The organism is Leisingera sp. ANG-M1 (genome assembly GCF_000813745.1).
Lineage (GTDB): Bacteria > Pseudomonadota > Alphaproteobacteria > Rhodobacterales > Rhodobacteraceae > Leisingera.
The window spans coordinates 67141-87933 of the sequence record NZ_JWLC01000001.1 but is presented as its reverse complement, the minus strand read 5'-3'; the positions used below and the strand labels follow the sequence as shown (position 1 = coordinate 87933).

18 protein-coding genes are annotated in these 20793 nt (G+C 63.0%); 8 read left to right on the top strand and 10 right to left on the bottom strand.

The window, feature by feature from the left end:
- Positions 1–73 precede the first annotated feature (73 nt).
- Positions 74–898 carry a 3-methyl-2-oxobutanoate hydroxymethyltransferase gene (locus RA19_RS00475; protein WP_039158529.1) on the bottom strand — a complete coding sequence of 275 codons (825 nt, stop codon included), beginning with the start codon at positions 896–898 and terminating at the stop codon, positions 74–76.
- 71 nt (positions 899–969) lie between these two features.
- A complete protein-coding gene (locus tag RA19_RS00470) occupies positions 970–1971 on the bottom strand; it encodes a sterol desaturase family protein (protein WP_039158527.1) in 1002 nt (333 codons plus the stop codon).
- Between the two features lie 140 nt (positions 1972–2111).
- On the opposite strand from RA19_RS00470, the gene RA19_RS00465 reads away from it, so the two are divergent.
- The gene (locus RA19_RS00465) at positions 2112–2993 is read left to right on the top strand and encodes a LysR family transcriptional regulator (RefSeq protein ID WP_039158525.1); all 882 of its coding nucleotides are present in this window, start codon (positions 2112–2114) and stop codon (positions 2991–2993) included.
- Positions 2994–3112: 119 nt separating this feature from the next.
- On the opposite strand, the gene RA19_RS00460 is transcribed toward RA19_RS00465, so the two are convergent.
- Entirely contained in the window at positions 3113–3550 is a 438-nt protein-coding gene (locus tag RA19_RS00460; protein ID WP_039158524.1) for an Lrp/AsnC family transcriptional regulator, read from the bottom strand.
- A 105-nt stretch (positions 3551–3655) separates the two neighbouring features.
- On the opposite strand from RA19_RS00460, the gene RA19_RS00455 reads away from it, so the two are divergent.
- From RA19_RS00455 to RA19_RS00445, 3 genes are read left to right on the top strand one after another with little or no spacing between them, the layout of a single operon-like run.
- Complete coding sequence (locus RA19_RS00455) at positions 3656–4807, top strand: type III PLP-dependent enzyme (RefSeq protein WP_039158522.1); 1152 nt, start codon at positions 3656–3658, stop codon at positions 4805–4807.
- A 48-nt stretch (positions 4808–4855) separates the two neighbouring features.
- Complete coding sequence (locus RA19_RS00450) at positions 4856–7153, top strand: xanthine dehydrogenase family protein molybdopterin-binding subunit (RefSeq protein ID WP_039158520.1); 2298 nt, start codon at positions 4856–4858, stop codon at positions 7151–7153.
- Positions 7131–8204 (top strand): DUF2235 domain-containing protein, encoded by a 1074-nt coding sequence (locus tag RA19_RS00445; RefSeq protein ID WP_039158518.1) that lies wholly within the window; start codon positions 7131–7133, stop codon positions 8202–8204. The genes RA19_RS00450 and RA19_RS00445 overlap by 23 nt, the downstream gene beginning before the upstream one ends.
- A gap of 621 nt (positions 8205–8825) precedes the next feature.
- Here the strand turns inward: RA19_RS00445 and RA19_RS00435 are convergent.
- The 3 genes from RA19_RS00435 to metF all read right to left on the bottom strand — a co-directional run bounded on the left by RA19_RS00435 (position 8826) and on the right by metF (position 10828).
- A complete protein-coding gene (locus RA19_RS00435) occupies positions 8826–9326 on the bottom strand; it encodes a DUF2867 domain-containing protein (protein ID WP_052261584.1) in 501 nt (166 codons plus the stop codon).
- An 82-nt stretch (positions 9327–9408) separates the two neighbouring features.
- On the bottom strand, positions 9409–9894 hold the full coding sequence (locus tag RA19_RS00430) for a PaaI family thioesterase (RefSeq protein ID WP_039158514.1): 486 nt from the start codon (positions 9892–9894) through the stop codon (positions 9409–9411).
- Positions 9895–9958: 64 nt separating this feature from the next.
- The gene (metF, locus tag RA19_RS00425; protein ID WP_039158512.1) at positions 9959–10828 is read right to left on the bottom strand and encodes a methylenetetrahydrofolate reductase [NAD(P)H]; all 870 of its coding nucleotides are present in this window, start codon (positions 10826–10828) and stop codon (positions 9959–9961) included.
- 98 nt (positions 10829–10926) lie between these two features.
- Here metF and RA19_RS00420 point away from each other — a divergent pair, with 98 nt between their 5' ends.
- Complete coding sequence (locus RA19_RS00420) at positions 10927–11832, top strand: LysR family transcriptional regulator (protein ID WP_039158510.1); 906 nt, start codon at positions 10927–10929, stop codon at positions 11830–11832.
- Between the two features lie 96 nt (positions 11833–11928).
- On the opposite strand, the gene RA19_RS00415 is transcribed toward RA19_RS00420, so the two are convergent.
- Positions 11929–12948 carry an NADP-dependent oxidoreductase gene (locus RA19_RS00415; RefSeq protein ID WP_039158508.1) on the bottom strand — a complete coding sequence of 340 codons (1020 nt, stop codon included), beginning with the start codon at positions 12946–12948 and terminating at the stop codon, positions 11929–11931.
- Between the two features lie 191 nt (positions 12949–13139).
- Here RA19_RS00415 and RA19_RS00410 point away from each other — a divergent pair, with 191 nt between their 5' ends.
- On the top strand, positions 13140–13925 hold the full coding sequence (locus tag RA19_RS00410) for an inositol monophosphatase family protein (protein WP_039158506.1): 786 nt from the start codon (positions 13140–13142) through the stop codon (positions 13923–13925).
- Positions 13926–14064: 139 nt separating this feature from the next.
- Entirely contained in the window at positions 14065–15519 is a 1455-nt protein-coding gene (locus RA19_RS25595; protein ID WP_082020418.1) for a C13 family peptidase, read from the top strand.
- A gap of 8 nt (positions 15520–15527) precedes the next feature.
- Here RA19_RS25595 and RA19_RS00400 read toward each other — a convergent pair whose 3' ends face one another.
- Positions 15528–15905, bottom strand: coding sequence for a GFA family protein (locus RA19_RS00400; protein WP_039158504.1), 378 nt, complete (start codon positions 15903–15905; stop codon positions 15528–15530).
- 136 nt (positions 15906–16041) lie between these two features.
- Between RA19_RS00400 and RA19_RS26400 the strand changes: the two genes are divergently transcribed.
- Complete coding sequence (locus RA19_RS26400) at positions 16042–16464, top strand: hypothetical protein (protein ID WP_152615648.1); 423 nt, start codon at positions 16042–16044, stop codon at positions 16462–16464.
- Positions 16465–16514: 50 nt separating this feature from the next.
- On the opposite strand, the gene RA19_RS00395 is transcribed toward RA19_RS26400, so the two are convergent.
- Together RA19_RS00395 and putA are read right to left on the bottom strand one after the other, a co-directional pair.
- Positions 16515–17285: a rhomboid family intramembrane serine protease gene (locus RA19_RS00395; protein WP_039158502.1), complete on the bottom strand. Its 771-nt coding sequence runs from the start codon at positions 17283–17285 to the stop codon at positions 16515–16517.
- Between the two features lie 53 nt (positions 17286–17338).
- Positions 17339–20752 (bottom strand): bifunctional proline dehydrogenase/L-glutamate gamma-semialdehyde dehydrogenase PutA, encoded by a 3414-nt coding sequence (gene putA / locus RA19_RS00390; RefSeq protein ID WP_039158500.1) that lies wholly within the window; start codon positions 20750–20752, stop codon positions 17339–17341.
- Positions 20753–20793: the final 41 nt, after the last annotated feature.

The following is a 20793-nucleotide window of genomic DNA, read 5'->3' as shown; positions in this document are numbered from 1 at the left end:
AAAATACCCAACTCCCGCGCCGCAGGCGCTGAAACCAGCGTGCGCCATTCGGCGCGCACTGCATTAGCGCCAGTTACAGCTTGTCCAGCGCTTCGTGCAGCTTTTCCAGTTCGCCATCGTGCATGGAAATCGCCTGTGCTTTGTAGGGGAAGTTTTTGGCGCGCACTTCCGACTGGAACTCCTGCAGCGCTTCCACACGCTCCTGGTACATCTGCTTGTGCAGCCGCCCCAGGTCTCGGAAGGCATGGGCGTGGCGCGGCGGGTTCTCCGCTTCGCCGCAGATGTCGGCCATGAACAGGAAGATCACGTCGCCTGCGTTGCCGGAACCCAGCGAGATGGTCACGATCGACGTCTGGCCGTTCAAAAGGCGCAATGTATCCTCGGCCACGCATTCGATCTCGCAGGCAAAGGCGCCGGCGTTCTCGTAGCGCTTGAAGGTGTCATGGATCTGCATCGCTTCTTCTGCGGTGCGGCCAAAGGCGCGCAAGCCGCCGCACCAGTGGCTGAGCGAGGGCACCAGCCCCATATGCACCTGCACCGGGATGCCTTCCTTGGCCAGCATCTCCACCACGTCATAGGATCGGTTGGTGAAATACATGTCAGCGCCGTTTTCCATGCAGTCGATGGCGTGGCGCATGATCTCGTCATTGGTGGCGAACTGGCCCCAGTTCATCGCCGTGCCGGCGAAATGGGTGGGGGCGATTTCGCGGGCCATGTCCAGATGCACGTCCCACAGCGTCAGCAAGTCAATGCCTGCATCGACGCAGGCCTGGATCTCGGCCTCGTTGGCGGGGTTGCACATGGTCAGGCGCTCGCCGGTTTTCTTGAGGTTGATCAGGTCCCGGACGGTATAGTTGCGCTGCGCCGGACGGCGGCCGAAGGTGTAGATGTTTTTCATCGTTTTCCCCTGTCTTTCAAATAGGAAAGCCGGGCCTCTAAAGGCCCGGCAGTGTGTGCTGTGGTGTGTGCTTACTCGGCAGCCCAGATTTTGCGGCGGCGTTCCTTGACCATTTCGTTGCCCTCGTCGGTGCCGTCGTGGAAGGTGTTGAACCACTTGTCCCAAGGTGTCTCCCAGGTGCCGTAATTGCAGTCGAAGAACCTGTGATGCAGCTGGTGGAAGAAGTCGCCGACCAGGAACTTGGCCTTGTTGCCGAACTTGATGTTCTCAAAGCCTGCGTGCGAGGTCGGGGCGCCGATGCCGTGGTGGAACAGCAGGAAGATCGCCAGGACCGGGTGCGACGGCAGCAGGAAGAAAATCATGGTGTCGAACATCAGGAAGAAGCTTTCGACCGGATGCATCGCCAGGCCGGACCAGGGGCCGGTGTTGATGTTGCGGTGATGCCAGGCGTGCACCTTGGTATAAAGCACGCCCACATGCAGCAGCCGGTGCAGCCAGTAGAAATGGAAGCCTGCCCAGATCGGAATGAAGAGGGTCATCAGGATCATGGTGACCGGGTTCTCGTCCAGCGTGATCATAGTGACCCAGCCGTTGGCATAGGCGTATAGGATGAAGCTCTCCCAGAAGGTCCAGAAGGTGAGCGCCGGGCCCAGGGTCCAGAACATGTTGTCCCAGACCTGGTTCTTGAAAGTGAAGACCTTGGCGCCTTTCATCATCGGGCGCATGTCATAGCGGTATTCGTCCTGCTGGGTGCGGAATTTCCACAGCGCCAGGTGCAGACCGCCGGCCACCACCATCAGGATGCAGAAGTTGCGGAACCAGATCTCCGCCACCCAGTCCCAGCTGAGCGTGGCGATGCGATCCAGGGATGGAGTGAAGAAACTCCAGGTGATGATGGCAAAGACCAGCAACAGCGCCCGAAGCGCCAGCGGGTTCCAGCTTTGCAGCAGGTATTTAATCGTGGCCAGCGGCTTCATCGGCCAGTCCCAATAGGGGGAGGTCTGGATCGGCAGCTGCGGGGTGAAGTTCCAAATCTTGCGCTTGGGGCGCGGCGCGTTGGCGGGACTTGTCATGTCTCGTCTCTCATCTGGCTGGTTGGGTGAGGCTGCGCGAGGCGCATCTCTGTTCGCTGGCTGTGAGGTTAGGGCGGCGGCGGAAATTCTCAGAACGGTATGTCTTGCCGGTAAGGCTAAGTTCAGCTTAGCCTGTGCGCATGGCGACACGGATTCCCTCTCTCAACTGGCTGCGCGTTTTCGAGGCGGCAGCGCGCACCGAAAGCTTTGCCCGGGCGGCGGCGCAGCTGAACATGTCGGCTGCTGCCGTCAGCCAGCAGGTGAAGGCGCTGGAGACGCAGCTGGGCACGCCGCTGTTTCACCGCCATGCCCACGCCGTGACGCTGACCGAGGCGGGGCGGGCCTATCTGCCTTCGGTGCAGCAGTCGCTGCTGATGCTGGAGACCGCCACCACCGGGCTGTTCGGCGAGAGCCGCGAGCAGCGGCTGTTTGTGCAGTCAGTGCTGCTGTTTGCCCATGGGGTGCTGGCGCGGGGGCTGCCGGACTTTCAGGCCGCGCATCCGCAGGTCAATCTTGCGCTCAGTACCGGCAATATGGCTGCGGATTTTGCCAACCGGTTTACGGACTTGCAGATCGTGTTCGGAAATCCCGCTTTGTTCGGGACTGACAGCGACGAGCTGCTGCGCGAGGCGCTCTACCCGGTCGCGCCGCCAGAGGTTGCGGCGCAAATACAAACGCCGCAAGACCTGTTTCAATTCCCGCTGATTGAAGTGTCGACGCACCGTGCCAGCTGGGTACAGCTGTTTGAGCATCTGCGGCTGCCGCACGGGCAGGCGCGCTACTTCTTTGCCGATAATTCGCTGATGGCCGCCGAACTGGCGGCGCAGGGTGTTGGTATTGCGCTGGCCCGTGCCCCTGCATCCGGTACGGCGATGAAGGCAGCCGGGCTGGTACCGTGCTTGCCTGAGGTTTCCGTGCCCGGGCAGGAGGCCTACCACCTGGTCTATCCGGACCGCAGCGCCATGCGCCCGGCAGCCCGGTTGTTCCGGGACTGGCTGCTGGATTATGTGCGGATGGTTTGAAGCCTAGCATCTGAGCGCGGCGCCTGCTGACCTTGGGGAGGCGTGTAGCGCCATTACAGGGGGGAAGGTCAGGCGCTGCCCGGCGTGCCGCCGCGCGAAACTTGAGTAACCGGAAGCGTCTATTGCCCGGTCCGGTCCAGCTTAGTCGCCAGATGGATCAGGCTTTCCGACGACCGCACCCCCCGTGCCTCTGCGATATGGTCGATGGTGTCGTCCAGTTCCGCTGTGCTTTGCGCCACCACCTGGGCCAGCAAGTCGAACCGGCCCGAGGTCGTGTGAACCACCTCCACCCCCGGCAGGCTGCGCAGGCGGGCAAGTACCTCCGGCCCGGAGCGCGGCTCGATCGACATCAGCACCGTCGCCTGCAGCGGCGGCCGGGCGGCAGCGGAGGATTTAAGCGTATAGCCGGTGATCACGCCGGTGGACTCCAGCCGTTCGATCCGCGCTTGAACGGTGGTGCGGGCGAGGCCCAGATGGCGGGCGAGCTCAGCTACCGGGCGGCGGGCGTTTTCGCGCAGCAGGGTGACAAGGCGCTGATCGGTGTCGTCGGTTTGCATGTGTGGCCTGCGATATGACGAAAATTTTCGTCACTATAAGCGAAGTGCCAAGCGATATCGACGGGAAATTCCCGGAAAATATGAAAAACGAATGAGGGTTACCCGATGCAGCAGATTCCTCCGCTTTGGCTTTCGCCTGAATCCCACCTGGCCCGCAGCGCGCCGGATCACCCGATCCTGTATTTCTCTCCGCGGGTGCTGCATGAGGTGGCGCGGCGGTTCCGCAGCGGGTTTCCAGGGCTGGTTACCTATGCGGTGAAGGCCAACCCGCATCCCGCTGTATTGTCTAATCTGGTGGCCGCGGGGATCACCGCCTTTGATGTGGCCTCGCCCGCCGAGATGGAGGCCGTACGTGCCGCCAGCCCCGATGCGGTGATGCACTACAATAACCCGATGCGGTCGGAGGCAGAGATCGCTGCCGGGATCGAGCATGGTGTGGCCAGCTGGTCGGTGGATGAGCTGAGCGAGCTGGAGAAGCTGGACGCGGTGCCGCGCTCCTGCGAGCTGGCGGTGCGCTTTGCCTTGCCGGTGGCGGGGGCGGCATATGACTTTGGCAGCAAATTCGGGGCGGCACCGGAAGAGGCCGTGGAACTGCTGAAGCAAGTGGCGGCCAAGGGCTGGACCCCGGCACTGTGCTTCCACCCGGGCACCCAGTGCGAGGATGAGGCGGCTTGGGTGGAATATATCCACGCCGCAAAGAAGATTGTTGATGAAGCCGGTGTTCAGATTGCCCGCCTGAATGTCGGCGGCGGTTTTGCCGCCAACCGCGATGGCGAGGCGCCCGATCTGGAGAAGGTCTTTGCCGCGATTGAAAAAGCGGCCGACAAGGCTTTTGGCGCCGACCGTCCCATTCTGATCTGCGAGCCGGGCCGGGCGATGGTTTCCGAAAGCTTCACTCTGGCCGCGCGTATCAAGGGGATGCGCAAGGACGGCGAGGTCGTATTCCTGAACGATGGTATCTACGGCGGGCTGGTGGACATCCGCGATATGGGTCTGCCGGGCCGGGTGGAGGTGGTCTCCTCCGATGGCAAGCACCGTGCAGGCGACCGCCAGCCGCGGGTGGTGTTCGGGCCGACCTGCGACAGCCTTGACCGGCTGCCCGACGGGCTGCCGCTGCCTTGTGATGCGGCGACGGGCGATTATGTACTGTTCCCGGGGCTTGGTGCCTATTCCTCGGCCATGAGCACGCAGTTCAACGGCTACGGTCTTTCTGACGTGGCGACGGTGATCGAGCTGGCTGGACAACCGGCCAGCTAACAGTAGTCTCGCCCCGGAACACCAGCCAGCGCGGGATAGGGGGCGAGCATGGAAAAATTCGGAAAGAGCCAGCCGGTAAAACGGGTTGAGGACACCCGTTTCCTGACCGGCCAGGGACGCTACATCGAGGACGCCGCCCCCGCTGGGGCCTTGCGTACTTGGGTGCTGCGCAGCCCGGTGGCGCATGGGGTGATTACGGCGCTGAATGTGGAGGATGCCCGCGAGAGCGATGGCGTCCAATTGGTCATCACTCTCGCAGATCTGGAAGCGGCTGGCGTCGATGTCTGCATGGACGGTGTGACGGTCAAAAACCGGGACGGCTCGGACGGTGCGTCGCCGGAGCGGCTGATGCTGGCGCGCGACCGGGTGCGTTATGTGGGTGAGCCGGTGGCTGTGGTGATCGCGGACACGCTGGAGCAGGCGCGCGATGCGGGCGAACTGATCGAGCTGGATATCGATGATCTGACGGTGAAGATGGATTTGATGCCGGGCGGCGAAGCGCTGCATGATGATGTCCCGGACAACAAGGCTTTTGACTGGGGCACGGGGGATGAGGCGGCGACGGAAGAAGCCTTCCGGAGCGCTGCCCATACTATTGCGCTGCAGGTTGAGGACAACCGGATCATCGTGAACTCGATGGAACCGCGCGGCTGTTTTGCCGAATGGGAGAACGGCAGGCTGCACTTCTGCTTCGGCGGGCAGGGTGTCTGGGGGCTGAAGTCCCAGATGTCTGCCAAGCTGGGACTGGATGAGGCGGATGTGAAGGTCACCATCCCCGACGTCGGCGGCGGCTTTGGCATGAAGGCCTTTGCCTATCCGGAGTATTTCGCCGTGGCCTATGCCGCCCGCACCCTTGGCCGCCCCGTTTTCTGGATTGCAGACCGCACCGAGGCGATGCTGAGTGACAATGGCGGCCGCGATCTGACCTCGCTGGCGGAGCTGGCCTTTGACGATGATCTGCAGATCACCGCCTACCGGGTGACAACCCGCTGCAACCTTGGCGCCTATAACGCGCATTTCGGGCAGCCGATCCAAACCCAGCTGTTCAGCCGGGTGCTAGCAGGTGTCTATGACATCCAGACCGCCTGGCTGCAGGTGGAGGGGATCTATACCAACACCACCCAGGTTGACGCATACCGCGGTGCCGGACGCCCGGAGGCGATTTATGTACTGGAGCGCGTCATGGACCGGGCCGCGCGCGATTTGGGCGTGGACCCCTGGGAGCTGCGGCGGCGCAACTTCATCAAACCTGCGGCATTCCCCTATGGGACCGTGACCGGGGAGACCTATGATGTAGGGGATTTTAGCAAAGTCTTAAGCCGTGCCGCGCAAGAGGCTGATATTGCGGGATTCGCTGCCCGGCGTGCCGAAGATGGTAAACGCGGCAAGTACCGGGGCGTGGGTTTGTGTTACTATATCGAAAGCATTTTGGGCGATCCTTCAGAAGGCGCGGAAGTGGAGTTTCTGGAGGAGGGCCGGGTGAATATCTATGTCGGCACGCAAAGCAACGGGCAGGGGCATGAAACCGTCTACGCCCAGTTCCTTGCCGACCAGAGCGGTATCCCGGCGGAGAATATCCAGGTGATCCAGGGCGACAGTGACCGCATCGCCCAGGGCGGCGGCACCGGCGGTTCGCGCTCGGTCACCACCCAGGCCAATGCCACGCTGGCGGCAGTGGACGCGATGATTGCCGCCTTTACGCCCTTCCTGGCAGAAGAAATGGGGGTTGCGGAAGATGCAGTCGAGTTTGACGGCGAAACCTTCCGGGCTCCCGGGTCAAATCTGACGCCCACCATGCTGGAGGCGGCAGAGATGGCCCGCGCGCAAGGGCGGCTCGATTTGCAGCGTCACGCGGCGCGGGCCCGGCTGCCGGGGCGCTCGTTTCCGAACGGCGCCCATGTTGCCGAGGTCGTGATCGATCCGGAGACTGGGCATTCCGCCGTGGAGCGCTACACTGTAGTTGACGATTTTGGTAATCTGATCAACCCGATGCTGGCCGAGGGTCAAGTGCATGGCGGGGTTGCGCAGGGACTGGGACAGGCCATGCTGGAGCGCGTCGTCTATGACGGGGACGGCCAGCTGCTCACGGCATCGTTCATGGACTATGCCTTGCCGCGCGCAGATGGCGTCCCCATGATTGGATTTACCTCCGAGCCGGTGCCTTCGACACAGAACCCGATGGGGATGAAAGGCTGCGGCGAGGCGGGCACCGTCGGCGCTTTGGCTGCTGTGGCAAACGCGGTGCAGGACGCGGTCTGGGACCGCGGCGTACGGCAGGTGGACATGCCGTTCACCCCGCTGAGGATTTGGGAAGTGCTTAGGGATGTTTCTGACGCAGCTGAGTAAAAGGGTTTTAGGGTGGCTGGGACGGCCGCTGCGCTCGGAGCATTCCGGCGAAACCAAGCTGCGCGGGCCGCATGCCCATGTGATCATCCTGGACGGCACCATGTCGACGCTGGAGGAGGGCCACGAAACCCACGCCGGGCAAGCCTACAAGCTGTGCCGGGAGATGGGCGGGCAGGTCTCGGTTTTCTATGAATCCGGTGTGCAATGGAAAGGCTGGGGCAGCGCGCCGGATGTGATGATGGGGCGGGGCATCAACCGCCAGATCCGCCGCGCCTATGGCTATCTCGCTTCGCGCTACCGGCCCGGCGACAAGATCTATTTGCTGGGCTACTCCCGCGGCGCCTATGCGGTGCGCTCGCTGGCAGGTGTCATTGACCGCATTGGCCTGCTGACGGCAGAGCACGCCACCGTCCGCAATATCCGCACCGCTTACCGCCATTACCGGCTGAACGGGCGGTCCAAGACCGCCGGCGCCTTTACTCAGGCGCATTGCCATGACGAGGTTGAGATTGAGATGGTCGGGGTTTGGGACACCGTCAAGGCGCTGGGCCTGCGGCTGCCGCTTTTGTGGCGCTGGGCGGAGAACCGGCATAATTTCCACAACCACCACCTGGGCCACCATGTCAAAAGCGGCTTTCACGCGCTGGCGATGGATGAAACGCGCGATGTGTTCAAGCCGGTGCTGTGGGATTGCCCGGAAGGCTGGACCGGACGGATGGAGCAGGTCTGGTTCCGCGGCGCCCATGGCGATATCGGCGGCCAGCTTGGCGGCTACGAAGAGGCCCGTCCCAAGGCCAATCTTTCCCTGGTCTGGATGCTGGAAAAGGCTGAGGACCGGGGTTTGCCGCTGCCGCTGGACTGGCGGATGCGGTTCCCGGTGGATCCCAGCGCCCCGTCAGTCGGCACCTGGCGGGGCTGGGGCAAGATCTTCCTGCTGCGCAGTCGCCGCCGGGTCGGGCTGGACGGCAGCGAGCGTCTGCACAGCAGTGTCAGCGCCGCTTCGGAAAAGGGGGCGGCTGCAGCCTGGGGGGCTACGGCTTCCAAGACCTGATGGTCCGCTTCCATGCGCGGATGCAGTAAGGATTATAGAACGTCAGGCAGTTCCGGCTCGGGTGTGCTGGCGTGCGGGGTAAAGAGTGCCCGTTGTCCGCCTTTCCGCGCCGTTTCATTGAAATGCCCTATGTAGTACAGGTTTTCATAGAAATGAGACTGCGGGTATCCGTTCTTGGATGGAGGCAGCCCTGGCGTTCTAACTTCGCTTGCTTTCCGACACAGAATGGGGCTGGGCTGCTCAACACCCACACGGTTCAAGTCAAAACTGAAGCAGCCGGCCTGTCCTTCGTGGAGCACATAGAGGCCTGAGCTGTGCAGATAGAGGTTTGATCCGCGCCACCAGCCTGTGTCCCCGTCCAGGCGGACTGTTTCGCTTTTCAGTCCGTTAGAGATGCGGAGTTTCCGGTGCCAGTCGCTGTGGATCCCAAACATTGCCCTAATCGACATACTGACCCGCTTGCCTGCCCCTAAGTCGGCGCGGGCTGTGTGAGTCCTGTTGTTGCAGACCGCCAGAATGGTCAGACATGCGAGCGATGCCAGAAATACCCGCGAGAACGGCCTGAGGTTCAATTTTCTTTTCCTTGGAGGGTGGCCAGAGGGAAAGTCCACAGCCGCAATTTTAGCTGGATTCCTGATGCTGCAGACGTTTCAGTGATGCGGCCGCAATCAGCTTATGGGCCGGGCGGACTGGGATCATGTAGATGCGGCCAAACCAGTTGTGGGTCTTGACTGACGAGGTGATGGACAGCACGCCGCTGTTGACGGTGAGGCAGGTCATCACGTCCAGATGGCTGTCCCGCACGGTGAGGGTCAGGACCGTGTCCGACACCGCCTCCACCAGGAAGAAATCCAGCTTGTCTCCGGCCTGCACAGATGTGCGCGGCTGGCCGGAAAATCCGCCGATGCGTTTGACACCGAAGCAGGCCGAGACCGTGTCCCGCAGCCAGAAGGCCAGTTTCAGGCCCGGCAGCGGGCGGGCGTGCATCAGATTCCAGGCTTCCAGCGGTGTCAGCGGCTTGGGCAGGACAACGGACTGAGTGTCCAGGAAGTCCAGCTCATTGGCGGGGGCAAGGACTTGAATGCGGGCGGTGGCGGCGCGGGCGAAGCTGCTGGGCGGCATGGACAGTCCTTTTCCGGCAGGGCAGGTTGCACGCTGCAGCATAAAGGCATGCAGACGGGCAGCAAGGCCGGAGTCGGCGCTGTTACCTGGGGGCGATCTGCATCACGATACAGGTGGTGGAGCCAGTTGCATAGAGGCGGCCGTCGTCCACGCCTCGCAGCTCGCCATGGGCGATGCCGGTGGAGCGGCCCACGTGGTCAATGGTGCCGGTGCAGTCGATCTGAGTGCCCAGCGGGATCGGCCGCAGAATGTTGATCTTGTATTCCAGCGTTGTATAGACCGAGCCCTGCGGAACCTTGGTCATCACAGCGCAGGCCATGGCGCTGTCCAGAAGCGTGCCGTACCAGCCACCGTGCACGGTGCCCATCGGGTTGCAGACATGGAATTCCGGCGTGCCGCGAAAGACCACCTGGCCGTCTTCTACGCTGTGCAGATGATAGCCAAGGGTTTCGGCAATCGGCGGGCCGGGCAGGCGGCCGTCCAGAATACCTTGCATGAACTCGAGCCCGGAGATCCGGGTGATCTGCTCCATTGTCAGCAGGTCGGCAGGTTTTGTGGCGTAGTACATGGCGCGGGGGTCCTTGGCGGGGAAGTCCCCTCCATTAGAAACCGCGCAGCCATGGGTGCAACGCTTACGCCACGTTCGACAGAGCCACTTTGGGGGTGATGCCCAGGGCAAAGCAGACGTCGCGGGTCAGCTCGGGCCGGTTCAGCGTGTAGAAATGCAGCTTGTCCACACCGCCCTCCATCAGGTCCGAGCACAGCTCGGTGCAAAGTGCTGTGGCCAGCAGTTCTTCGCGGTCATCGCGCAGAGCTTTGTCAAAGGCGTTCTCGACCCAATCCGGGATGATGGTGCCGCAGCGCTTGGCAAAGTTGCGGGCGCCTTTCCAGTTTTCGATCGGCAGGATGCCGGGGGTCAGCTTGCTGCCGTCGATCCCGGCCTTCTCGCAGGCATCGCGGAAGCGGAAGAAGGTCTCGGCCTCGAAGAAGAACTGGGTCAGCGCCTCGTCCGCACCGGCATCCAGCTTGCGCTTCAGCCACTCCACATCGGCGGATTGATCGGCGGCCTCCGGGTGGCGGTCCGGGTAGGCGCCGACCTTTATGTTGAAGTTGCCGCGCGCTTTCAGCCCCTTGATCAGCTCCACCGAGTTGGAGAAGCCGTCGGGGTGCGGGGTGAACTTGCCTTCGCCCTTGGGCGGGTCGCCGCGCAGGGCCACGATCTCGGTCACCCCGGCCTCGGCGAACTGGTCGGCGATCTCCAGCGTTTCCGCCTTGGAGGCGTTTACGCAGGTCAGATGCGCCGCCACGTTCAGGCCGGAGGATTTGTGCAGCGTTGCCACCGCATCGCGGGTCAGGGTGCGGGTGGTGCCGCCTGCGCCATAGGTCACGGACACAAACCGCGGGTCCATCGGGGCGAGGACTTGCACGGTGTCCCAAAGCCGGAAGGAGGCTTCGAGATTCTGCGGCGGGAAGAATTCAAAGGAAATCTTGGGCGTCGTCATCTCAGGTCTCTCGCTAGGTTGATTTCGCCTCTTGTTGCATGCGCAGCATTGTGAGACAATTTCATAATTCTCAAGAACAACATGAGCGATCTGATAGGATGCACATCGAATTCCGCCATCTCCGCACCATCAAGGCCATTCACGAGGCCGGCGGGCTGGCAAGGGCTGCGGAGCAGCTGAACATCACCCAAAGCGCGCTGAGCCATCAGGTGAAGGGCTTGGAGGAGCAGGCGGGTGTCGAGTTGTTCATCCGCCGCTCCAAGCCGATGAAACTGTCACCGGCGGGGCTGCGCCTGCTCAGGCTGGCGGAACAGGTTTTGCCGCAAGTGGAGGCAGCGCAAGCGGAATTTTCCTCTCTGCGCGAGGGCAACACCGGCCGGATGCATATCGCCATCGAATGCCACGCCTGTTTCGAATGGCTGTTCCCGGTGCTTGAGGGGTTCCGCAAGAACTGGGGCGATGTGGATGTGGATATCCGCCCCGGCCTTGCCTTTGACGCGCTGCCCGCGCTGCAGAAAGAGGAGGTGGATCTGGTGGTCTCCTCCGACCCCGAGGACATCGCCGGCGTCGAGTTTATCGAGCTGTTTGATTACAATGCGGTGTTTGTTGCCTCGGCTCAGCATCCTTTGGCAGAGAAGCCCTATGTCGAGGCCGAGGATTTCGTCGGCCAGAACCTGATCACCTACCCGGTGGAGAAAACCCGGCTGGACGTGTTCAGCCAGTTGCTGATCCCGGCCGGGGTTGAGCCCGCCTCGATCCGGCAGGTGGAACTGACCGCAGTGATCCTGCTGCTGGTGGCTTCGAACCGCGGCGTGTCGGCACTGCCGGACTGGGTGGTGCGGGAGGTGAAATATTCCTCGGACTATGTGACCCGCCCGCTGACCAAATCAGGCATCACCCGGCGGCTGTATGCGGCGATCCGGACCGAGGACCGGGAAAAGCCTTATATGCAGGAGCTGATCCGGCTCGCCAAGGTCGAGGCGCGCAAGCTGCAGCATCAATAGGCGGGGTGCGTGGCGAAGCGCGGAGCGGCCTGGCGCCGTTCCGGCTTCCGTGCCCGCTCCGCGCGGTTGCGCAATACTGCGGCCTTGCGGCCAGGATCAGACCAGCTTGACGATCTGCTTGCCGGTATTGCCGCCCTGCATCATCGACAGGAAGGTCTTGGGCGCGTTCTCCAGGCCTTCGGCAATGTCCTCCAGGTATTTGATGTCGCCGCTGGAGATTTTGGGGGCAACGTCCTGCAGGAACTGCGGGTAGCGGTCGTAGTGGTTGAAAATGATGAAGCCGTTCACGGACAGGAATTTGGTCAGCACAGAACGCCAGATGGCCGGCGCGGTCAGATCCGTTTCGGCGCTGTTGTACCAGGCGATCATGCCGCAGACCGGGATGCGGCCGAAGTTGTTCATCAGGGGCAGGACTGCTTCCAGCACCTTGCCGCCGACGTTTTCGTAATAGATGTCGATGCCGTCCGGGCACTCCGCCGCCAGCGCCTCGCTGAGCGCTTCGGCGCTGGCATAGGCGCTGTGATCAAGGCAGGCGTCAAAGCCGAAGGTCTCAACCGCCAGCTTGCACTTGTCCGCGCCGCCCGCGACGCCGACCACGCGCAGGCCTGCTTGTTTTGCCAGTTGCCCGACCATTGAACCAACCGGGCCGGTGGCGGCCGCAACCACCAGGGTTTCACCGGCTTTGGGCTGGCCATACGCCTGCAAGCCATGCCAGGCGGTAAACCCCGGCATGCCGAGAACGCCAAGCGCGGTGGTGAGCGGTGCCATACCCGGGTCTAGCTTGCGGATCTCCGAGGCCTTGGCACTGGCATGGCTGGCCCAGCCGAACATGCCCAGGGCAAAGTCGCCGGGCTTGAAACCGGGGCTGTTGGAGGCAAGCACTTCACCCACACCGCCTGCGGTCATGACCTCTCCGATTTCGACAGGCGGAGCGTAGGATTTGCCTGCGTTCATGCGGCCGCGCATATAGGGGTCCAGCGACATATAGTGAACTTTTACAAGCACTTCGCCTTCACCGGGCTGGGGCAAGTCCAGCGCTTCAAGGCGGAAGTTCTCTTCGCTGGCCTGGGCTTCGGGGCGGCTTGCCAGCACAATGCGCTGCATCTGTCCGGTCATGGGGGGATTCCTTTGTTTGCTTGTGCCGGAGTTTGAGCGCCGCCTGCCGGGATTTCAACTGGCGGCCGGGCTTTGACGGGACGTCAATCCTGTTAGACTCCTGGCAGTATAACCCCTTGGCAAGCGGGGGCAGGGGGCGTATAGGCACGCATTGACCCGGCATCTCCCCGACCTGACAGGATTCTGCAGACATGATTGGCAGCGCAAACCTCAATGTGATGATCAAGGCCGCCCGCAAGGCAGGCCGTTCCCTGGTGAAAGACTTCCGCGAGGTGGAGAACCTGCAGGTGTCGATGAAAGGCGCGGGCGACTTTGTCTCCAAGGCCGACATCGCCGCTGAGAAGATCATCAAGGAAGAGCTGCGCAACGCCCGCCCGACCTATGGCTGGATCGCGGAAGAGGGCGGCGAGATCGAGGGCGAAGACCCGACCCGCCGCTGGATCGTCGATCCGCTGGACGGCACCACCAACTTCCTGCACGGGCTGCCGCATTGGGCGATCTCCATCGCGCTGGAGCACAAGGGCAAGATCGTCGCCGGCGTGATCTATGACGCTGCCAAGGACGAGATGTTCTTTGCCGAGAAGGGCGCGGGCGCCTGGATGAACGACACCCGCATCCGTGTCTCGGGCCGCCACCGGATGATCGAGTCCATCTTCGCCACTGGCGTTCCCTTCGGCGGCCGCTCCGACCTGCCGCTGACGCTGCAGGACCTGGCCCGTATCATGCCTGCCTGCGCCGGCGTGCGCCGCTGGGGCTCTGCCGCGCTGGACATGGCTTATGTGGCGGCTGGCCGCTATGAGGGCTTCTGGGAGCGCCGCCTGAACGCCTGGGATCTGGCCGCTGGCATCATCATCGTGAAAGAGGCCGGCGGTCTGGCCGAGGCGATCGACCCGGAAGCGGGCATCATCGACAGCGGTTCTGTGCTGTGTTCGAACGAGCCGATTTTTGAGAACTTCGCCAAGGTGATCCGCGGCTGATCTGAAGATCCTACGAGGCCGCGATCGAGCGCGCCCTGATTGGGGCGCGTTTGTTGTAACGTTAGGGTTGTTTTCGCGGGCAAGTAAACAAGTTCTGGAAGGCCGCAGTTCGGCCGCAATTGCGGTCTAAGCCTCGGGCATGTCTGATACACCCCATCCTTCTGGTGAAGCCCGGGTTGACCGGCCGTTCGGCTCCAGAACCCTGTCTCCGTGGCAGCGTCAACGGAACCCCCTGATGAATGCGCTGGCCGCGTTGCAGCTGTGCGTCTGGCGGCGTCCGGCCCAGGGCATTACCGGGCGGCCCGGCGACGTGCTGGCCGCCATCGCGCTTTACTTCGCAATCACGGTGCTGATCCAATACGGCTTCTTTGCTGCGGCCGGCAGCTACACGGTTGCGCTTGACATATACGGGGTGCAGCTCAACCTGGGGATTTCAGCAGCTTGGGTGCTAACGCTGGTGCTGGCAGCGCTTCTGTTTGGCAAAGGGGCGCAGGCCGGGCCGCTGCTGGTGGCAGCTTTTGCGGCCAGTGCCGCAGGCAATGTTCTAATCATGATGCTCTTTTTCGGCCTGGGGGCGGCGGGTGCTTCTGAAGCGTGGACCTATTGGCTGAGCGTTTCAGCCGGAAACCTGCCGGGGCTTATAGCCGTGACTTGCCTGCTGGCCGAGGGCGCATTGCGACGCGCCTTTCCAGGGTTTTGTGTTGCAGCCCTGGCGGCTGCTCAGGCGATGGCGACACCGTATATCTTTGAGACCGGCTATTTTTTAACCTATGGCGCCGGCGGTGAAGACTATGCTGGCGAAGATGGAGTGCCGGATTGGTCCTTCCCGGACCCCGAGGTGATCTATCCCATCCAAGCGGGCATGGTTGCGAAACAGGCGGAGGCGCTGCGGGCGGAGGAGCCGGGGCAGGTGGATCTCTATGCCATCGTCGGCGCCGGAACACCTTATCAGGAAGTCTTCCAGCGCGAAGTTGCGGCAATGTCCGCGCTGCTGGCCCGAAGCTATGATGCCAAGGGCCGTGTGATGCGGCTGGGGGCGCAGAAGCTGCTGCCCGCGGGGCGGCCGCTTCTCAACCGGACCAACCTCAGCCAGGCCCTGCAGGCGCTGGCCAGCCGCATGAACCCGGCAGAGGATGTGGCGCTGATCTTCCTGACCTCGCATGGGATGCCCGATACCATCTCGACCTCGTTTTACGGCCTGAGCGAGGGGGACCTCACGTCGCGGGAAGTTGCCGCAGCGCTGGACGCTTCCGGCATTCAGAACGCGGTTTTGGTGATCTCGGCCTGCTATTCCGGCTCCTTTGTGGATGAGCTGGAGGGCCCCGGCCGCCTGGTGCTGACCGCGTCCGCGGCGGACAGGAATTCCTTTGGCTGCAGGGACAGCCAGGAGTTCACCGACTGGGGCCGGGCCTTCATTGTGGAGGCGCTGGCGGAGACCCGAGATTTCCGGGCCGCTGGGGAACATGCAAGAAAGCTGGTTGCCGCGCGGGAGGCGGAGCAGGGGCTGACCCCCTCGCTGCCGCAGATCAGTGAAGGCGAAGGCATCGGTGCGGTCCTGGACCGGCTGACCCAGCGTGTGCTGGCGCTGAACTGACCCCAGCGCTACCTGTCGGACGGATGATTCACCCCGTCGTTCCAAGGAATCTCGCCATAGGTTTCCGGGTGCGTCCGCGGATTGGCGCCTTCGATACAGCCCAGGTTGACGCCGCATTCCTTGGGGTCGGAGCGGCGCTGGTGGTGGGTGTAGATGCCGCAGGTCTTGCAGAAAAAGTGTTTCGCGGTATGGGTGCCCCAGGTGTAGAGGCTGAGGTTCTCCGCCCCCTTCAGCACCTTGAGGCTGGCGGCAATGGCGGTGACGGCAGCCGCCCCGCGGCGGCGGCAGAAGGAACAGTCGCAACGCGCCGCAGAGGCGAGGCCTTCAGGAAACTCCGCCTCGATCTCAACGGCGCCGCAGTGGCAGGTGGCTTTGAGCTGCTTCAATGGTGCTTCCTTTGTTGATGTACGGCACTCCCGAGTTTGTGCACTTTCTTGGCGAATTGCCAGAAGCAAGGGCTTTCATAACGAGCCAGAGGCACGTAACTTCCTGTTCATTGAATAGAATGCGTATAGGAAACCGATGAAATCCCTTTTCTTGACCTGTTTGTCTGTGTTGGGTCTGACGGCGTGCACGAGCGTCACTACTGTGCAAAACCTTCCGATTTCAGCTGCAGAAAAGAGAGAAGTTGAAAGCGTTACCCGATCGGCTCTCATTCATCCAGAAACTGCTGAGTTTCGAGGTATTCGCAAAACCCGTCTCACCTACTCAAATGGAAAAACGGTCGAGCGTACTTGCGGTGAAGTCAAGGCCATGAATTCTGGCGGGCTCGAAGACGACTTCAGAACATTTTTGGGAGTATTGAGTGATGGCAAGTATACTCTTCAAGGAATTGCCAGCCCGAACGTTTCGATTGAAGATCGTGTTTTAGGAAGGGTTGAGCAGAGTGCAGAGGAGTTTGTACGGATCCTTTGCTACAATGAAATGCCTGACAGATGGCAGTAAGAGACGCATTAACGGTTTGAGAGATTAAAATTTCGGAAAGCTGCTGGGTTTCACTTCCCCCAGGGCCCCGGACGCGGCTTCTTACGCGGCAGCTTGGGGATGCGGCTGGCGGAGTATTCGTACTCGTTCTCCGGATGCGGCGGCTGCCCGTGGGTCTTGTTCCAAAACGCAGGACCTCCGCGGCGCAGCCATAGGGGCAGGCAGAGGACCAGCCCCACCGCAAAGCCTCCGGCATGGGCCCAATAGGCAACGCCGCCCTGGTCGGGGTCGGAACCGAGGCCTCCGAAGAACTGCATCGCCAGCCACAGGCCCAGCATGATGAATGCAGGGATGGTGAAGATGCGGAAATAGATGATCAGCACCAAGAGGATATCGACGCGGGCCTTGGGGAACATCAGGAGGTAGCCGCCCATGACGCCTGCGATGGCACCGGAGGCACCGACCGTGGGCACCCAGGAGCCGGGGGCCGAGAGCACATGGATCAGCCCGGCGCCGATGCCGCTGGCGAGGTAGAAGAGGAGGAAGGGGAGATGGCCCATCTCATCCTCCAGGTTGTCGCCGAAGATCCACAGGAACAGCATGTTGCCGCCCAGGTGCATTAGCCCTGCATGGATGAACATCGAGGTGAACAGGGTCTCGAACCCGTAACCGTGGCTGATCTCGGCCGGCACCACTGCATAGGTGTCATAGAAAACGGCCAGCGCGCGGGGCGAGGCAAAGCTGGCAGTGTAGTAAATATAGGCCAGGATATTCACTGCCATCAGCGCGTAGACGACATAGGGCGTGCGGCCGGAAGGATTGTGATCTCGGATTGGAAACATGGGGAAACGCTGGGCCGGAAATGGCCCAGCGTCAAGCACTTATCGGCTGTGCCTCAGGCGTTGCCGCCCAAGAGCTGTGCGTTGCCGCCCGAGGCGGTGGTGTCGACGCAGACGTGGCGTTCGGCCAGGACGCGGGCGCGGTCGGGCTTGCCGGGGATCAGCGGGGTGATCGGGCCGTCGCGCTTGGCCAGCGCGCGTTCGATCCCGCGGCCGGTGTCTTCGTCGCCCCACCACAGCACGCCGGAAATGCCTTCAATGGTTTCCAGCCGGTGCAGGTCGAACATGCCGTCTGCTTTCATGGCAGTGCCACCCAGGCTGATGACCTCCTGGGCTTGCGCCTCAGCCGCCTCGGCGCCCGGCCCCATGCACAGAAGCGGCGGGCGGGCGGAGAGGGTCAGGCGGTTCGACTCGCCGGTCGGGCCGGGCAGGCTGGTGGTTACCGGCTGGGCTGGCACGCCGCTGACTGCGGGCACGTGCGCGGTGGAGGTCTCCCACTGGCTGCTGCTTTGCTGCCGGTCCGGCGCGCAGAAGCGGCTGAGGTAGTCGGGGCCGCCCGCCTTGGGGCCGGTGCCCGACAGGCCCTCGCCGCCAAAGGGCTGGCTGCCGACGATGGCGCCGATCTGGTTGCGGTTAACATAAAGGTTGCCCGCATGCACCCGGTCGCAGACATGCTGCACCCGGTCGTCGATGCGGGTGTGCAGACCAAAGGTGAGCCCATAGCCGGTGGCGTTGATGTCGTCGATGATCTTATCCAGCTCCTGGGACTTGAAGCGCACCACATGCAGGACCGGGCCAAAGATCTCTTCTTCCATCCAGGCGATATCCGGGATTTCGATCAGGGTCGGGCCGACAAAAGTGCCGGCCTGCGGCGGGCGGATTTCTTTCAGCACCCGGCCTTCGGATCGGGCCTTGGCGATATGGGCCAGGATGCCGGAGCGCGCCTTGTCGTCGATCACCGGGCCGCTGTCGGTGGACAAATGCCAGGGGTCGCCCACTTGCAAGAGGTCCATGGCGCCCTGCAGCATCTCCAGCACGTTGTCGGCGATGTCGTCCTGCAGGTAGAGGCAGCGCAGGGCCGAGCAGCGCTGGCCTGCGGATTGAAATGCACTTTCGACCACTGATTGCACCGCTTGTTCCGGCAGCGCGGTGGAATCCACGATCATCGCGTTCAGCCCGCCGGTTTCTGCCACCAGCGGTGCGCCAGGGCGCATGGTCTCGGCCATGGTGGCGCGGATGCGCATGGCGGTGGCGGTGGAGCCGGTGAAGCTGACGCCTGCAACCCGCGCGTCGCCGGTGATGGCGGCGCCGACCTTGGAGCCGCGGCCCGGCAGCAACTGCAGCGCATGGCGCGGTACACCGGCCTCATGCAGCAGCTGCACCGCGCGGTGGGCCACCAGCGGGGTCGGGTCGGCAGGCTTGGCCAGAACGCCGTTGCCGGTGGCCAGCGGCGCCGAGATCAGGCCGGTGAAGATGGCCAGAGGAAAGTTCCAAGGGGAAATGCTGGAGATCACGCCTGCCGGTTCCGCATCGGGGATGCGGGCGGCGTAGTAGCGCAGGAAGTCCACCGCCTCGCGCAGCTCGGCCACCGCGTCGGGGATGGTCTTGCCGGCTTCGCGGGCGAGGATGGCAAACAGCTCGCCAAAATGTTCCTCGTAGAGGTCCGCGGCCTTGTTTAGGATGGCCGCGCGTTCGCTGGCCGGGGCAGCCCAGGGCGCAGCAGCGGCCAGTGCGGTTTCCAGATCGGCGCTGGAGCAATAGCGCACCTTGCCTACCGCGCTAAGGTCGGCGGGGTTGGTCACATCCAGCGGCGCCTCGGGCTGGGCCTCGCCCGCGATCAGCGGCCCTGCCTCCCAGGTGTGGGTCCGCCAGGGCGCGCGGGCCTCTTCGATGCGCGCCAGCGTCGGAGCATGGCCAAGGTCGAAACCCTTGGAATTGGGGCGTTCCGGCGCGTAAAGCTCTGGCCCGGTCGGGATCTTGCGGGTGATGTCGGCAACTTCCAGGAAAGGATCAGCGGCGACCTCTTCCGGGGCGACGTTCTCATCCACGATCTGGTTCACAAAGGAAGAGTTGGCGCCGTTCTCCAGCAGACGGCGCACCAGATAGGCCAGGAGATCGCGGTGGGCGCCCACCGGCGCATAGATCCGGCAGTTGGTCTTGTTCTGCTCCAGCACCATCTGGTGCAGCGTTTCGCCCATGCCATGCAGGCGCTGGAATTCGTACCGCTCATTGCCGATGCCTTCGGCCATATGCAGGATAGCGGAGACGGTATGCGCGTTGTGGGTGGCGAACTGCGGGTAGATCCGGTCCGTCAGCCCCAACAGCTTGCGGGCGTTGGAGATATAGGACACATCGGTCAGCGCCTTGGAGGTGAAAACCGGGAAGCCGTCGACGCCCTCGACCTGGGCGCGTTTGATTTCAGTGTCCCAATAGGCGCCTTTCACCAGCCGCACCATGAAGCGGCGGTCGTATTTTTCTGCCATCTCATGCAGTGCGTCGATCGCCAGCCCGGTGCGCGGGCCATAGGCCTGTACCACAACGCCAAAGCCGTCCCAGCCCGCCAGCGCGGGATCCGAGACCACCGCGTCGATCACTTCCAGAGACAGTGACAGGCGGTCGGCTTCCTCGGCGTCGACGTTGAGACCCATCTTGGCCGCCTTGGCCAAGAGCGCCAGCGCTTTCAGGCGCGGCACCAGATGCTCCATCACACTCTCTTCCTGCGCCAGTTCATAGCGCGGGTGCAAGGCGGAGAGTTTCACCGAAATACCGGGGTTCTTGCGGATGTCGTCGCTGTTGCAGGCGGCGGCAATGGCAGAGATCGCCTTGGAATAGGCCAGGTGATACCGGGCCGCGTCGGCCTCGGTGCGAGCGGCCTCGCCCAGCATGTCGTAGGAATAGGTATAGCCTTTGGCCTCCATGCCCGCCGCGCGGTCCATGGCGCTTTCGATGCTCTCGCCCAGCACGAACTGGCGGCCCATTTCCTTCATCGCGCGGCTGACGGCGGTGCGGATCACCGGCTCGCCCAGGCGCTTGATGGCGCCGCGCAGGGCACCGATGGGGCTGCGCTCCTCATCCAGCACTTTGCCGGTCAGCATCAAGGCCCAGGTTGAAGCATTGACCAGCGAGGAGGTGGATTTGCCCAGATGCTTGCCCCAGTCGGAGGGTGCGATCTTGTCCTCGATCAGCGCGTCGATGGTGTCGGCATCCGGCACCCGCAGTAGCGCCTCGGCCAGGCACATCAGCGCCACACCCTCGTCGGTCGACAGCCCGTATTCGGCCAGGAACACCTCCATCAGGCCCGGCGCCGAATGGCCGCGGATATCGCGCACCAGGGCGGCGGCGTTGGAGCAGATGCGGGCGCGGTCTGACTCGGTGAGGGCAGCCTGGGAAATCAGCTGGTCGCGGACCGCGGTCTGGTCGGCATAGGTTCCGGCATCAATCCGGTAGCGCAGTTTGGCTTGGGTGGTCATGCAGGTAACTCCACAGAAGGTGTGCAGGGCTTTTGCTTAGG